Source organism: Alteromonas sp. NFXS44, assembly GCF_040148705.1.
Lineage (GTDB): Bacteria > Pseudomonadota > Gammaproteobacteria > Enterobacterales > Alteromonadaceae > Alteromonas.
In genome coordinates, this window is sequence record NZ_JAGDEA010000005.1 from 708,098 (window position 1) to 722,813 (window position 14,716).

18 protein-coding genes are annotated in these 14,716 nt (G+C 47.4%); 5 read left to right on the forward strand and 13 right to left on the reverse strand.

Annotated features, from left to right (window positions below):
• Nucleotides 1–49 precede the first annotated feature (49 nt).
• From J3369_RS08420 to J3369_RS08435, 4 genes are all read left to right on the forward strand, one after another.
• The gene (locus tag J3369_RS08420; protein WP_349585748.1) at nt 50–391 is read left to right on the forward strand and encodes a hypothetical protein; all 342 of its coding nucleotides are present in this window, start codon (nt 50–52) and stop codon (nt 389–391) included.
• On the forward strand, nt 378–1,280 hold the full coding sequence (locus tag J3369_RS08425; protein WP_349585750.1) for an MlaA family lipoprotein: 903 nt from the start codon (nt 378–380) through the stop codon (nt 1,278–1,280). The genes J3369_RS08420 and J3369_RS08425 overlap by 14 nt, the downstream gene beginning before the upstream one ends.
• A complete protein-coding gene (locus tag J3369_RS08430) occupies nt 1,231–3,678 on the forward strand; it encodes an efflux RND transporter permease subunit (protein ID WP_349585752.1) in 2,448 nt (815 codons plus the stop codon). Before J3369_RS08425 ends, J3369_RS08430 begins: the two co-directional genes overlap by 50 nt.
• Before the next feature lie 90 nt (nt 3,679–3,768).
• Nucleotides 3,769–4,320 carry a DUF6942 family protein gene (locus tag J3369_RS08435; protein WP_349585754.1) on the forward strand — a complete coding sequence of 184 codons (552 nt, stop codon included), beginning with the start codon at nt 3,769–3,771 and terminating at the stop codon, nt 4,318–4,320.
• 44 nt (nt 4,321–4,364) lie between these two features.
• On the opposite strand, the gene J3369_RS08440 is transcribed toward J3369_RS08435, so the two are convergent.
• Both J3369_RS08440 and J3369_RS08445 read right to left on the reverse strand, forming a co-directional pair.
• Complete coding sequence (locus J3369_RS08440; RefSeq protein ID WP_119500971.1) at nt 4,365–4,559, reverse strand: hypothetical protein; 195 nt, start codon at nt 4,557–4,559, stop codon at nt 4,365–4,367.
• 30 nt (nt 4,560–4,589) lie between these two features.
• Complete coding sequence (locus tag J3369_RS08445; protein WP_070125299.1) at nt 4,590–4,766, reverse strand: DUF1328 domain-containing protein; 177 nt, start codon at nt 4,764–4,766, stop codon at nt 4,590–4,592.
• Nucleotides 4,767–5,059: 293 nt separating this feature from the next.
• Between J3369_RS08445 and yfbR the strand changes: the two genes are divergently transcribed.
• Nucleotides 5,060–5,704 (forward strand): 5'-deoxynucleotidase, encoded by a 645-nt coding sequence (gene yfbR, locus J3369_RS08450; RefSeq protein ID WP_349585756.1) that lies wholly within the window; start codon nt 5,060–5,062, stop codon nt 5,702–5,704.
• Nucleotides 5,705–5,728: 24 nt separating this feature from the next.
• Here yfbR and J3369_RS08455 read toward each other — a convergent pair whose 3' ends face one another.
• The 11 genes from J3369_RS08455 to J3369_RS08505 form a co-directional block, all read right to left on the reverse strand.
• A complete protein-coding gene (locus J3369_RS08455; RefSeq protein WP_349585758.1) occupies nt 5,729–6,190 on the reverse strand; it encodes a ferritin family protein in 462 nt (153 codons plus the stop codon).
• 238 nt (nt 6,191–6,428) lie between these two features.
• On the reverse strand, nt 6,429–6,974 hold the full coding sequence (locus J3369_RS08460) for a type II secretion system protein (protein ID WP_349585760.1): 546 nt from the start codon (nt 6,972–6,974) through the stop codon (nt 6,429–6,431).
• Nucleotides 6,975–7,125: 151 nt separating this feature from the next.
• Nucleotides 7,126–7,701 carry a CC0125/CC1285 family lipoprotein gene (locus tag J3369_RS08465; protein ID WP_349585762.1) on the reverse strand — a complete coding sequence of 192 codons (576 nt, stop codon included), beginning with the start codon at nt 7,699–7,701 and terminating at the stop codon, nt 7,126–7,128.
• An 8-nt stretch (nt 7,702–7,709) separates the two neighbouring features.
• Nucleotides 7,710–7,967: a hypothetical protein gene (locus J3369_RS08470; protein WP_119500975.1), complete on the reverse strand. Its 258-nt coding sequence runs from the start codon at nt 7,965–7,967 to the stop codon at nt 7,710–7,712.
• The gene (locus J3369_RS08475; RefSeq protein WP_349585764.1) at nt 7,964–8,542 is read right to left on the reverse strand and encodes a hypothetical protein; all 579 of its coding nucleotides are present in this window, start codon (nt 8,540–8,542) and stop codon (nt 7,964–7,966) included. Before J3369_RS08475 ends, J3369_RS08470 begins: the two co-directional genes overlap by 4 nt.
• A gap of 1 nt (nt 8,543) precedes the next feature.
• Nucleotides 8,544–8,873, reverse strand: coding sequence for a DUF883 domain-containing protein (locus J3369_RS08480; protein WP_349585766.1), 330 nt, complete (start codon nt 8,871–8,873; stop codon nt 8,544–8,546).
• Between the two features lie 186 nt (nt 8,874–9,059).
• Complete coding sequence (locus J3369_RS08485) at nt 9,060–11,114, reverse strand: response regulator (RefSeq protein ID WP_349585768.1); 2,055 nt, start codon at nt 11,112–11,114, stop codon at nt 9,060–9,062.
• Between the two features lie 35 nt (nt 11,115–11,149).
• Nucleotides 11,150–11,602 (reverse strand): response regulator, encoded by a 453-nt coding sequence (locus tag J3369_RS08490; RefSeq protein WP_119500978.1) that lies wholly within the window; start codon nt 11,600–11,602, stop codon nt 11,150–11,152.
• Nucleotides 11,592–13,103, reverse strand: coding sequence for a sensor histidine kinase (locus tag J3369_RS08495; protein ID WP_349585770.1), 1,512 nt, complete (start codon nt 13,101–13,103; stop codon nt 11,592–11,594). Before J3369_RS08495 ends, J3369_RS08490 begins: the two co-directional genes overlap by 11 nt.
• A 6-nt stretch (nt 13,104–13,109) precedes the next feature.
• On the reverse strand, nt 13,110–13,334 hold the full coding sequence (locus J3369_RS08500; protein WP_119500980.1) for a histidine kinase dimerization/phospho-acceptor domain-containing protein: 225 nt from the start codon (nt 13,332–13,334) through the stop codon (nt 13,110–13,112).
• An 11-nt stretch (nt 13,335–13,345) separates the two neighbouring features.
• Nucleotides 13,346–14,680, reverse strand: a complete 1,335-nt coding sequence (locus tag J3369_RS08505) for a sigma-54-dependent transcriptional regulator (RefSeq protein ID WP_349585772.1) — start codon at nt 14,678–14,680, stop codon at nt 13,346–13,348.
• Between the last annotated feature and the right edge of the window lie 36 nt (nt 14,681–14,716).

Below are 14,716 nucleotides of genomic sequence, written 5' to 3' on the forward strand. Positions count from 1 at the left end.
AGGTAAGCGATCCGGACGACCCTTGAATTAAACAACGATGGTGAAAAACATGAATTACTTAAAAATTGCAGTAATGACAGTGTTACTTCTGACCAGTCTTGTAGCTCTGGGTTCCGGAAAGCAACTCTCAACCTGGCTGGGGGAAACGCCGGCAGAAGCATCAACTGGTGCTGATCTGGCAGAAGTTGAAGCGGTATTTAAAGAGTTGGAGTTTGACCCGGCGAATTCGTTTCATCAAATTCGTAAGCAAAGGATTGAGCATTATCTTAATTTGGCCCGTAACTATGATGATAGTGACTGGGACTACAGCAGGGATGAAGCTCTGCAGCGGGCTCAAAATATAATGAATCACCACGATAGGAAGGAAAGTGGTATCTATGCCAGCTTATAGACAAGGTGCTTTCGCCTTAATTATTTGTTTATTTTTATTGGGTGGCTGTGCCAGCGCGCCCGACACGCCTGAAAATTCTGCTGTACAACCGCAGGACAACAAGCAACCTCAAAATAACGAACCCGCACTGGCTGAAGAGCTTGCGAAAGGTAAGGACGTTATCGTACAAACCAGCCAGGGAGCCGTATCTGTTTCTCCGGTAGTGGTTGCAGTAGGTGATACCCGTGAGTCAGGGAATACCGGTGATGAGGTGTATTACAATGATCCCTGGGAAGGTTTCAACCGGGCCATGTTCAGCTTTAATAATGTGTCTTATCAGTATGTACTTTTACCGCTGGCAGACGGTTATCATTATGTAGTGCCAGGGGTGGTAAGAGACAAAATTGGTAATGCCTTTGATAATCTCAGAGAACCGTTGAATCTGGTCAACAACACCTTTGCAGGCGAGTTCAGTGAGGCTGGTGCAAACTTAGGGCGCTTTCTGATCAATTCTACGGTGGGACTGCTCGGCTTATTCGACCCCGCATCCGACTGGTTCGACATCAAACCGCAAAAGCAAACCATCGCAAATACCTTACAACGCTATGATATTGGCTCCGGCCCGTATCTGGTTATTCCCATTTTAGGTCCGTCTGATCCCCGCGGCGCGTTATCAACACTAACCGAAGGGTTTGTCCATCCGGTAAATTACATTGCCGAACCACCGGAAAGCTATCAATTGAGGATTTTTGAAGGTTTTGATGACTTCTCAAATCAGTCGGATACGTACAGAAAACTGTATGAGCAGGCTGAGGATCCTTACATCTATTTCCGTAATCAGTACATTCAGGGACAGCGACGTGACGAACTCTTCGAACTCAGTGAACGCGAACAGCAAGATAACCAGTAAGCTGGCGGCAGGAATCATTTCAGCCCGCTGGGGTATTCTGGTTTTCTTTATTGCGGCTTTAGCGTGGCTGGGATTACACATATCGCAATTTCGCATTGATGCGTCCGCAGACACCTTACTGGTCAAAGATAACAAGCTCTACATTCAGACTCAGGTTGCTGATGAGACGTTCGCCCCGCAGGAATTTATTCTGCTGGCTTATGAGCCGGTTTCTCATGATCTGTTCAGCCGGCAGACATTTGATGATATTGCTGCGCTATCGGCAGAAATAAAGAAAATCGACCGTGTAGAAGCTGTGACATCCATTATCACCGTGCCACTTATTAATGATGCCGGTGCACTTACCGGTGATACCGACGTGGCTTCTCTGTCATGGGAAAAGCAGCAGTATTCTCCCGCACAAATGAAATCTATGATTTCAGGCCATCCGATCTTTACTGATCTGCTGGTTAACCGTCAGGAAACCGCAACGGGTATTCAGATCGTTTTTAAAGACAATCCTGAACTGGTAGGAATAGACAAAGAAATCACCGCCATTCAGGCCAAAGTACTAGACGGTGAGAGCCTCAGTGACGCCGACAATAAGAAAATTGAAGCGTTAAAGGCGAAGGCAGACCCTATCCGGCAGCAACTGACCGCACAGCGCAAAGCCGAAATAGAACAAATTGAACAAATCACGCAGTCTGTGTCTGACAGAGCGAACACCTACCTGGGCGGGGCCTATGTGGTGGGCCAGCATCTTATTGATATTATCAAGTCAGACCTGGTGAATTTTGGCACCGCAATCGCTGCAGTTATTGTGTTACTTCTGGCCTTACTGTACCGGTCATTTAAGTGGGTATTCTTTCCGTTACTTTCCTGTGCAGTCAGCGTATTTCTGACCATGGGCCTGTTCGGGCTGCTGGATTTACGTACCACAGTCATTTCAGCCAATTTTGTGGCTTTGCAACTTATCCTTACCCTGGCGGTGATGATCCACGTCATCGGCAGCTACCGTGAAATAAGCCGGGATAACCCGGCGTATTCTCAACGCGAGCGTATTATCGCTACGTTGGAAGACAAACTGTCTCCCTGTTTTTACGCCACGCTGACAACCTCTGTAGGATTCGGCGCTCTCATCTTTTCAGGCTTGCAGCCGGTGGTCGCATTTGGATGGATGATGCTGGCTTCCATGTTGATCACCATGGCAGTAAGTTTGCTGCTGTTCCCGGCTTTGCTGTCATTTTTACCGGCCAGTAAAGAAACGAAAGAGTACGGTTTTATTAAAGCATTGCTGGAACGCCTGCGCCGGCTATCGATGCGCGCTCCCCTGGCTGTCAGCGGGTTTGTGCTCATTGTGTTTGCTGTTATGGCAGCGGGCATCACACGGCTTAATGTTGAAAACTCCTTTATTAATTACTTTGATAAAAACACGCAAATCTATAAAGAATTGGCGTTTATCGATCGCGAATTTGGTGGTTCTACCGCCCTGGATGTAATCATTACACTGGATGAACAAAACGCGTCGCAGGAACTGGTGCTGACGGCAGATTCTGTCGCACAGTTGCAGCTGGCGCAGGCGGCCATTAAGGCATTTGACGCTACAGGCAGTGTGACGTCGGTAGTGAATTTTACTGAACTGGCAAAACAGTTAAATGGTGGAAAACCTCTTACTGAGTATGAGCTTACCTCTATCTACCGTTTATTGGATGAAAAGGTGGTAAATCAGCTGGTGGGGGCGTATTTTTCTGCTGAAGATAATGCCTTTCGTATTTCTACACGTATTCAGGACACCACTGAGGGGTTGAACCGTCAACTGTTTATGACACAACTGCAGTCTGACTTGAAAGCCACGGGGCTGGATGACTCTCAGTATGAACTGACTAACCTGTTCGTGTTATATCAGGATATTCTCAGTCGTCTGTTTGACTCCCAAATTAAAACTCTCGGTATTGTGTATGCAGTGCTGGCGCTGGTGCTGTTTGCTATTTTCCGCTCGCTTAAGGTCACACTGATTGCGCTGCTACCGAATATTCTCACCACGTTGGGAATTCTGGGGATCATTGGCTGGTCCGGTATTTCCCTTGACATTATGACTATCACTATTGCAGCCATTGCCATGGGCATAGCTGTCGATGATACCATTCACTTTTTACACAGTTACCTGTCTGGTATGAGACAGGGAGATGGCAGCGCAGACGCTGGGAGCCGTTCAGCCTTCGGGCATTCCGGACTGGCTATATTGTTCACCTCTACCATTATTGCAACGGGTTTCTCACTGTTCGGTTTTTCTGACTTTTTACCCAGTGTGTATTTTGGCTTGCTGACGGCACTGGCGATGCTGCTGGCACTGTTTACTGACCTGAGTTTATTGCCGGCGCTGCTAAACCGTTTTGTTGGTAAGAAAAGTAGCGAGTAATGCCCCTGCAATCAGGTAAGATATATAGACGAATAAAGGCTTGCAGCGATGCAGGCCTTTTTTACTGATGGCTGAGAAAGGAGCTGAGCAATGCCTGAGGCAGATTCCGTTGCAGGGTTAGGGTGTGAAGAGGCGTGTATTCAGGTGTTTATGGCAAACCGGCCTGATTATCCTCTGACGGGGCCTTCGGGACAATTGTTGCCGGCAAATAATACCCTCATTGAGAACATAAACCGGGAATGTGGAAACGGCTGGCGTAAAGTATTTAATGTCTACGCAAAATGGGTATTTCCCTTGTCAGAGAGTGCCGGCACAACACAAGGCATTTCCTCATGGCAGCAGTATCGTGACGAGCTATTGCTGACAGAGCAGGGAAGTACTGCACTCTGGTTTAAAGCGCCGGAACACTTTAACCCCGCCAGATTAAACATTGTGATGGGCAAAACCTTTGCCGGGACGTTGGGACTAACAGACAGTGTGGAATGGCTGACGGCTGATTTTGCTGTGTGCTTGCAACGGTCGCTGGTTGTGACGCCGTATTTTGACTACCGGCAGCTGACAAATGAAAAAATTGGTTTTCTGAATTATCTGATCAGAAGCAGGCCGGCTTTGTTGAAACAGGCTATGGGGTGTCAGACATAAAAAAACCAGACCCGGAGGTCTGGTTTTGATTTTCTCAGAACTGATTAGCAGTCTTTGTCTTCTGCATTCATGCCTTCTTTGGCATCTTCACAGGCGTCTTCAACTGCGTTACCAGCATCGGTAACGACTTCGTCAAGTTTTTCACCTGCGTTTTCTGCTTCACCGTCGCCGCAAGCGGCCAGTGAGAATGCAAAACCTGCTACTAACAGTGCCTTAAGCATTAATTTAGATAAGTTCATAGTCCTTTCTCCTTGTTCCAATGTATATTGTTAGACTCTAGGTGATTTGCCGCGTAATGCATTTGCGATCAGAGAGATCACCAGCAACGCTACAAACACGAAGAATAAAAACTGAGCAATGCCTGATGCTGCACCGGCAATGCCGCCAAAGCCAAAAACTGCTGCGATAATGGCGATAATGAAAAATGTAACTGCCCAACCTAGCATAATTATTTCCTCATATTGCTCTAGTAAATGACATATTAACTTATGCTGGTATTGTGCCATTATTTAAGTTGTTGAAAATTAAGGGTTAGTTGTTGTTTTGTTGTGTTTGAGCCTGATGAACAGGGCGGTAGTTACAACTTACTTGCATTTTTTACACAGTCTCCGGAAAGCTTTCATGCAGTGCATGAGAGACGCTGGTACACTAGATTTATATTTCATCATTTATTTAACCCGGCTTACCTGTGGCCCGCCAGCCGTTGCCGGACCCGCTTTCGATACACGGACAACTATTCATGAGTAAAAACCATTCTGCATTTATCGGTTTGATGCAAAGTGCAAGAAACGTAAAACGCTGGCCATTGATGGCGCAGTTTCAGGAAGAAATGTTATCGACGCATATTTATGAAGCCGCAGTGGTTGCTCACATGCTCGGTGCAATCGCAAAAGACGTATTTAACGAAGATGTTGAGCCTGACCGGGTAGCCTCGATGGCTATTTTCCATGAAGGCAGTGAAATTGCCGGTATGAGCGACATCCCCAGCCCGGTAAAATATCACGACCCTGAAACCACCATGGCGATTAAGAAGCTGGAGCGAAGGTTTGAAGCCATGTTACTTCAAACGTTACCTGAACCACTACGTCAGCGTTATCAGCCTCTGATTGAGCAGGATAAAGAAGATATTCACGTGGCGCTGGCGAAAGCCGCAGACGTTTTGTGTGCTTATCTGAAATGTGACTATGAGTTATCAAAATCCAACTCAGAGTTTTCAAATGCTATGCACGAGATGGACATACAACTGAAAAAATACCGGGACACGTTTAAATGTGTGGATTATTTCTGTCAGGTATTTCTTGAAGATGCAAAAGGAACGCTGGATGAGCAGACCCGCGATTTAGACTGGGTCGAAAGGGCTAATACGCTGAATATTAAAGAATAACAGGGAAAGTTTAACGCCCTCAGTTCAGGCGCGGTCTTTCAATAACTGCGTTCTGGCTTGTTCCAGGGATAATAATTCATCGTAACATTGCTGCATGCGTGTGCGGATTTTCCGCAACAGCTGAGCACAAGACTGGCTCTGTTTTTCGTTTAACGCATCATCGAACTGTTTCAGAACCCGTGATTCCAGTGCTACCAGTTGATCAACAAACACTTGCTCACTGTCTGCAGAAAGCTTACTGACTACATGGGTATAGAGTTTTCTCGCTTCGATAAGCAGAGACGTTTCGGTAAAGTCACTTTGTTGATTTGCATAGGGCATGAGATCAGTACAGGCTTGTTGCTTCTCTCTTAATATACGGGAAAACAAGGCGCGGGTACTGTCGCAGCTCACGGCTTTAATTCCGTCACTGTAAAACGTGATACCGCTTTGCAGCACATTGATGAGATATGAAATATTATCAGACGGATAATTAGCAGCAGACACAGCGGATTCCCTTTGTTGCAAAACTCTGTATGGGAAAGTGCAGGGATCAGGCCATATGCTGTCTCTGCTAGTAAAAATTTATATTTATGATATATAAGGACTTTTTTCTGGATGCTTAAACAGGCAGCGTGTGGAAGAAACGGGTAAATACGTCTTTACAATTTGCTCTGTAAAAAAGTAAAAGCCGGCATTGCGAACAATGCCGGCTTTTAAGTGCTGTTAACAATAATTACAGCAATTACAGGTTATACATTTTTACATCGCCTGCATTACCGGAATAGGTAGATACAGTGAGATCCTGCGTGAAGTACACAAAATGAACCTGAGTCGGGTTGCCGGTGTTATCGTAAAACACATCGCCGGTATTACCGAGAATATATCCGCAGGCGCCACTGTAGTAGTAAGTATTCCAGCCGTTTACCAGCGGACTGTTATAGCTGGCCAGCGCATTCACCGGTTCAGGGCTGCTGTAAACTTTGTTCCAGAGGTCCACACAGCCGGCGGTGTCCGCAGTGCTCCCCTGAGCCCAGCCATCGGATGTGAAATCTACAGATTGTCCACCGATATTTATCGGCGTTGTCCGGCGAATCTGATATTTGGCCTGTAACAGTGTAATGCCTGATTTAAATGCGCCCATCTGACCCTGAGTAACGGCATTGGTGGCATCTTCAGATAAATCAATAAAACGGGGAGCGGCTGTTACTGCCAGTACGCCAAGAATGACAATGACGATGACCAGCTCGATTAATGTAAAGCCTGCAGAATATTTAATAGTTTTCATCATGGTATAAGGTTCTGATTAACAACATGATGAGAATAGAGGAAAGGAACCTTTGCGCCAATAAAGAAACGCCTGAAACGGGTATTTCAGGTGTTTGTCAGGTATAGAGCAGAATAAGTAAATGACTGCCCCGGCGATGCTTACAATTCAGATATCAGGCAGGTTTGTTTGCCAGCAGTTCACTGACTGTAAAGGCTTTTTTACCCAAAGTCGCCGCATCATTGCTCATTCTTACCATGATTGAAAAATACACGTCTTCCATGGTCTGCGTTTCAACGGTCATGTCTGTGGTTTGCGCCGGGAATGGCTGGGCTACGCCGGAACAGCCTGACATTGTGCATTGTTGTTCCTGCAGTACAGGGATCTGCGCAGCACTGGTGTCTTTTACGAGGCGTTTGCCGGTAGTCATTTTACGTTCAACATCTGTTTTCACGATAGCCAGATACTCATAGCCGGCAGCCTGAGCGATTTCAGCGGCGCGGTATAAAGTATATTCCTGCACCAGCGCCGCATCGGTGGCTTCTGTGGCGCGGAACATCACCCTGTACTCCGCATCAGAAAGTTGAACAGATGAATATCCGTACTGTTTCTCAGATTTTGCCGCCTTATATGGCGTTGGCGCTGAGTCCGGAACACTGCTGCAGGCACTGAGAACCAGCACACTCGCCGTTAGAACCGGTAAAAATACGTTGCGCGTTTTAAACATTAATCCTGATGCAAAACCTGGCATATGTGTCCTTATCCTAAGAAATTGAAAACTGCGGTGCGGGCAAAAGCAAACAGGGCTTGCCGGCGCTTGCCTGGCGGATCATCACTGGTTGCACCTTTCCAGGCACCGGCACCGAAACAGGTAAGCAGAGTTTCGGGACGGGCAACAAAAAGTCTTGCCGTCACTTTAGCATGGTTCACTGCAACCGCACTTTCATATTGCGATATTTCGTAGTTTTCCTGCGCCTTGTCACGGGCGCGCAGTGCCGAAGTTAAAAACAGGTTCATGATTTTGTTTCCTCCTGTTTTTCCTCTTTGTTCACACCAACAGCCTGCAACAGCGTTCTGATTGCAGGCATCAGCGAAATGTAGCGGTAAGCATTTCTGGCTATCGCAAATGCAGCCACCGCCAGGGCGAGATTAAGTACAAAAACAATCAGCGCTGTTATGCCGTTGTGAACGTTAAAATGATGCAATGTAATGGCGATACCGATATTGGCGATGAGCCAGCAGAAGCAGGCAAACACGAACGACGCCAGAATTGATATGCCGGTGACGACCACTGATTGCTTAGCCACGTTCACTTCGGCTGCGGTAAGTTCAGTCAGTGCTATCAATTCCTGTTGCTTTTGGAACAGCACCCATTGCGCGTTGGTGATCATGTCGTCCAGCGAAGGATCAGACTCATCGAAAGTCTCTGTGTCTTCGTTGCCAGCGTCTTCAGCGTAAGGATCCTGACGGCCTTCCGGTAATTCTGAACGGGAAGGAGAAAAACCCCGGTCAGTATCACTGACCAGGGCTTCGTCGGGAATGTGCCCGGTGACCATCTCTTCACCGGGACCAGTCGGCTCCCTGACGCTCATGTTACTTTTTACGTAAAAGTGAAGTAACCAGCATGCCTGCAGCAAACGCGATACCTGCAGTAGCTACCGGGTTTTCAATGGCGTACTTACGTACCCCTGAAGCCTTCCACTTAGCATCCATCTGGGCCTTACGAGCTGCCATATTGTCAGCAGAGTCAGACGCGGTGGAGCGGATATTCTGTTCGGCACGGGCCGCTGATTCAGCCAGCTTATCTACGGACGAGTGTAGAGAAGCTTGAGCTTTGTCTGTAAAAGGATGTGTCGAATCAGTCACACCGTTAGATGTCTTTGTTGCTGAAGCTGGTGAAGCGGTTGATGCTGCATTAGCCATAATAATTTCTCCTTTTTGGAATGTTCACAAGGAGTATTGCAAGGCCAATACCAATACGAGCATTGAGGCAAACTGTTGATAATTGGTGTTTTTTTGTTTTCGCGGAATTGATGTGGTTTGCGAGGAACGGCGTTTGTTACAGGTTGCCTGTAATAATTGCAGGCAACCTCTTACCAAATCAGCGTGTTACTTAAACAGCGTGGCAAGATCGTTCCGGTTGACAGGTTTGAGCAATGTACCGGCGACATCGATGTCTTTTAAGTCATTTTCATCAGGCTCACGGCCACTGACAATGTATATCTTCAAATCTTTGTGATCCTGACGGATATCGCTGGCAAGGCTGATTCCGTCAGCATCCGGCAGAGTTAAATCCAGCAGGGCGGCATCAAATGGCTTAATGGCAATGAGGGATTTCGCATCACGTGCATTATGTGCAACCTCAACCCTGTGGCCCAGGTGACTGAGTAACAACTTCATCAGTTCTGCAGCATCGTGGTCATCTTCAACCAGTAATACCTGTTTTCCGTCAGAATCACCGGTCTGATTGTCACTGGTATCCGAAAGCGGGGAAGAGGACTCCGTTTCAGTTGTTTTATAAGGTACAAACTCCAGCGCTTTATTGACATTGGGTGCTTCATCTTCTGAAGGCTTTGCCATTCCCGGTGTGCTGATAAGATAACGATCCAGTATTTCGAACAACGCAGGCTTATCGATGGGCTTGCCCAGCACATCATCAAATCCTTCGTCCAGCAGCGACTGTCTCAGGCCTTTTCTGCTGGCGGCGGTAATTGCCACTACGGCGACATTACACTGGTGTTTACGCATGGCTTTAAGGGCATCAATGCCGTTCATCACCGGCATGTGTATATCCATCAGCACCAGGTGATAAGGTTTACCCGCTTGTTCAGCCTGCAAAACGGCTTCCAGCGCTTTAACACCATTCTCAGCATAGGACACAGTTGCATGACACTGACTGACCATATGACCGGTCAGCTTTCTCAGTTCACGTAAATCGTCGACGATAAGTACCCGGCCGGTGACATGAAGATGGTTATTGCTGAGTTCATCCGGCGTTGGCGCTGATAACCGGAAGACGTCAAAGTGCTGTTCGCTGATGTCACCCGGATCAATGGTGAAGGAGAAAGTGCTGCCGCGGCCAAATACTGACTCAACACTGATTTCTCCGCCCATTTTGGACACCAGTTCACGGCATATCGCCAGGCCCAGACCCGCGCCGCCATGGTTAGCCCGCATAACATCTTCAATCTGTTCAAAAGGACGAAAGATGTCATCCAGTTTGTTTGGGGGCATGCCGATACCCGAATCGGTGACCCGGAATAACAGCAATTCTTTATTATCAGATTTTCGGGGAGGCAGGGTTTCCACTGACACCCGGATGGTGCCGGTATCAGTAAACTTAACCGCATTACTGATAAGGTTGATTAATACCTGTCTGAGCCGGGTGGGATCGGCAGTAATAAAATCCGGAATATCGTTTTGCGAAAAGACTTCCATGGACAGCCCTTTGTCTTTCGCAGCCAGATTCATCAGTGAATGGACGTCTGTGAGAAAGCCGTTGAGATTCACTTCTCTGAGTGAAAGCTCAAGTTTATTGGCCATAATACGTGACATATCCAGCAAATCGTTCAGCAAACTGAGCAGGTGTTTGCCATTGGTGTGAATAATCGACAACTCCTGGTTCATCGGTTCGTTGGCTTCATCGTCAAGCAGCAGCTCGGTGTAGCCCAGAATCGATGTCAGCGGTGTGCGTAACTCATGGCCAAGATGTGCCAGGAACTTATCTTTTGCTTTATTTTGCTGCTCAACTTTATGACGTTCGATGCGCTCGTTTTCTATCTCGCGACGAACCATGGCATATCGCATAGTCCGCATGAAACGGGGGGATTCAATTTCGCTTTTGTTCAGATAGTCAGCCGCACCGGCACGCATCACCATGTCATCCACCTGACTGTCTGTCTGTCCGGTCAGAATGACAACAGGAACGGTGATACCCGCAGCTTTAAAGGTGGCAAGCACATCAAGTGCATTTTCCGCCCCTAAAATGTAATCCAGCAAACAAATGTCAAAGGTGCGCTTCTGAAAAGCATCGATGGCGGCCTTGCCATTTGTCACCCATGTGATGTGGAATTTAGGGTCATCACACTGGGACATATAGTCGGCGGTGAGGAAATAATCATCCTCATCGTCTTCTACCAGTAAAACCCGAATAACTTCTGCCACGCTCGTTTCCCCGTGCACTATTTATTGCTGACCACTTAATCGTGGGGTAACTCTACAAACTCAATCCAGTACCGTCCTAATGCCCGCATGAGGTCCACCAGGCCTTCAAAATTCACCGGCTTGGTAATATATGAAGCGCAGCCAAGATCATAGCCTCTCAGCATGTCTTCTTCTTCTTTCGAGGTTGTCAGAATGACCACAGGAATGCCTCTCAGAGACGGGTCAGCCTTGATTTCCTGTAAGGCTTCACGGCCGTCCTTCCTGGGCATATTTAAATCCAGGAGAATGAGACTGGGGCGGGGCGAGTCTTTCGGATCGGCATATTTTCCTTCACGGCGAAGGTACTCCAGAAGTTCGACACCGTCTTCGACACAATACAAGTTATTGAGTACACGGCTTTCTTTTAGTGCATCGAGGGTAAGCAGGCGATCGTCTTCGTCGTCATCTGCCATCAGAATATTTATCGGGGTGCCATGTTTAAGAGACATGTTTTACTACTCCTTCGCTGTTTGTCGCAAACGGTTCGCCATTGACAGGCATCGTAATGACAAAGCGCGATCCTTTGCCAGGTTCACTGAATGCTTTTATAACGCCATTGTGCCGCTCTACAATCCGGCGGCACACGGCAAGCCCTATGCCCGTTCCTTTGTAGGCACTTCGGCCATGTAAACGCTGGAACGGCGCAAAAATTTTCTCAGCAAAAGACTGTTCAAAGCCAATGCCGTTATCTTCAACTGTGATAGTTACCCATTCGTATTCGTCTTTCAATAAAATGGGTTCGAGCTCTTCCTCTGTAGACGGACGGGAATTCAGGGAAATAACCGGTGGGGCATCTTCAGATCTGAACTTAAGTGCGTTGGACATCAAATTGAGCAACAGTTGTTCAATCTGCGTTTTATCGCACTGCGCCACCGGCAGGGGGCCTGCATTGATAGTTGCTTTGCATTCTTCAATGGCAATTTCTAAATCGTTGGTGACATTGTCGAGGATCTCAGACAGGGCAACCTCTGAAAAGTCCTTACCTCTTGTGGTCACCCGGGAGAAGGCGAGTAAGTCGCTGATTAACATCGACATCCGTTCAGCTGCATTGAGCATGCGCTGCAGAAAATCTCTTCCCCGTTCATCCATCACATCAGCATAGCCGGCTTCCAGACGGTTACCGAAAGCGCGAATCTTTCTTAACGGTTCCTGCAAGTCATGAGAGGCGACGAAAGCGAAATCTTCAAGTTCGCGATTGCTCCTTGACAGTTCATCAGCATACAGTTTGAGTTCTTGCGTGCGATCCTCAATTTTATCTTCCAGTTCTTCGTTGTATTCTTCAAGATCCCGCTGATGTTTAACGGTTTCCCGCAGGTTAAGACGCAACAAGATAAGAATAGCAATAATCAGCAAGCCGGTGGTTATACCGGAAATGATGAGGGTAGTTACCGAGTCCGAACGCAGGCGCATCAGGCTGTCGAGGTGCTTAACCTGTGCCTCCCTTTCTGTGGCATCTACCCTGTCATAACGTAAATCGAATTCATCGTATAAGCTCAGGCCCAAATCGGTATTGACCATAGACAGTGCTTCGGCATATTCGCCTGAACGGGTAAGCTCAACAGTTGTGATGAGTTCGTTAATCTTCGCCTTACTCAAATCGATTAAATCTTCAATATTATCTTCCTGCTCAGGAAGAGCCGATTCCACAGACGCAGTCTCAACTTCTTCAAGCAATTCATTGAGCTTGTTCAGGGTGATGGTGTAATCTGTGAGGTAGGCTTCGTCTTTGGTTAACAGGTAACCCCGTTGCCCGGATTCAGCACGTAGTACAGCCATGTGAAGTTTATTGATAGCATTGATCACGCGATTAGTACTGAACAGCCTGCTCTCAAGAGAGGCAAGCTCATCCAGTGTACTGACAACGTAAAATGCATTACCGGTAATAATAACAATGACCACGGTAACCAGCGTGATCCAACTGTAAGCAGATTGAGCAACTTTATTCAGCATACATTATTATTCCGCCGTGCCGCTGGCCAGTTCATCCATCATTTCTGTCAGGGCGTGGCTGCAATCTTTTGTGCTTACGATAATTTTATCCAGCGCTTCCTGCGCTTTTTCTACCGGAATATCACCGTTCAGCGCCATCTTTACCAGTTCGGCCTGCATGGAGATGCGGTTGAGCGGTTTTCTTGCATCATGTACCCACTTTGCAATTACCGCCAGCTTTTCATCAGTCATGGATCCTTTCCTCAGGACTCGTCTTTGCTCAAATCACCGTATGCGTGCAAACGGTTATAGAGTGTCTTGGTACTGATCCCCAGCATTTCTGCTGCCAGTGTTTTATTACCGTTCACTTTCTCGAGAGTGGCATAGATTAATTCTTTTTCCACATCCTCAATGGTCCGTCCGGCTTCCAGCGCAGTCGTCGTCGATTGTTTTTTAGCGAAAGGAGATTCAATTGTCTTCGGTAATTCTATGTTGGTTTTGTCCGGGTCGCTCATGATGGCAGCACGGTGCACAAAGTGGCGCAATTCACGTACGTTACCCGGCCAGTCGTAGGCTGTGAGGGTATCGAGCTGGGCTTCATCCCATTCAAAACGGGTATCGTTTTCTTTATTAAATTCTTCAATAAATTGCATGGCCAGAAGCGGAATATCTTCCTTGCGTTCCCTCAATGGCGGGATCGTGATGGGAAACACGGCGAGACGAAAATAAATGTCTTCCCGCAGTACTTTACTCTCAGCGATTTCTTCCATCCGGCGGTTTGTTGCTGATACGACACGGCAGTTTACCGGAATAGTTTTTGTGCCGCCCACGCGGATGACCACTTTATTTTCCAGTACCCGTAACAGGTTAGGCTGCATATCGATGGGCATTTCAGTGATCTCATCTAAAAACAGCGTACCGCTTTCAGCCTGTTCAAATACCCCTTCCTTACGGTTCACTGCGCCGGTAAAAGCACCTTTTTCGTGACCAAATAATTCACTGCCGATCAATTCTTTAGAAAACGCACCACAGTTGGTGGCGATGTACGGGCCGGTTACATCAGAGGCCTGATGAATTGAGGCGGCAACCACTTCTTTACCCACGCCGCTTTCACCCAGCAACATGACGTTTGCGCTGGTGCGGCTTACCCGTTCAATAAGTTTATACAGTTCTTTCATTGGCGCCGATTCGCCAATGAGATGACCGAAATACTTCTTAATTTTATTACCACCGGAAGCCGGTTTTTCTTTTTTACCGGACAGGGCCGCTTCGATTTCTTCACGCTGTATGGGCTTGACCAGATAATCGATATTTGGTCCGCACAGGCCCTTGATAATGCCGCGGACAGAAGGATGGCCGGTGATTAACGTCACTTTGGGACGTTTGGGCAGGGCATCGAGTTCTTCAAAAAGGTGGACGCCACTGCCGTCGGGGAGCATGAAATCCAGCAGAACATGGTCGAAGGTTTCTTTTTCCAGCCATTCCCTGGCTTCAGCAAGGTTGCCTGCGGTCAGAATGTCATGACCCAAAAATTCGATAATTGTGCAAGCTACCTCGGTAAACTCAGGGTCGTCATCCACAAGTAAAACAGTCAGCACTGTGTTAGTCCTTTAGTAAAAATTATTGTCGCAATG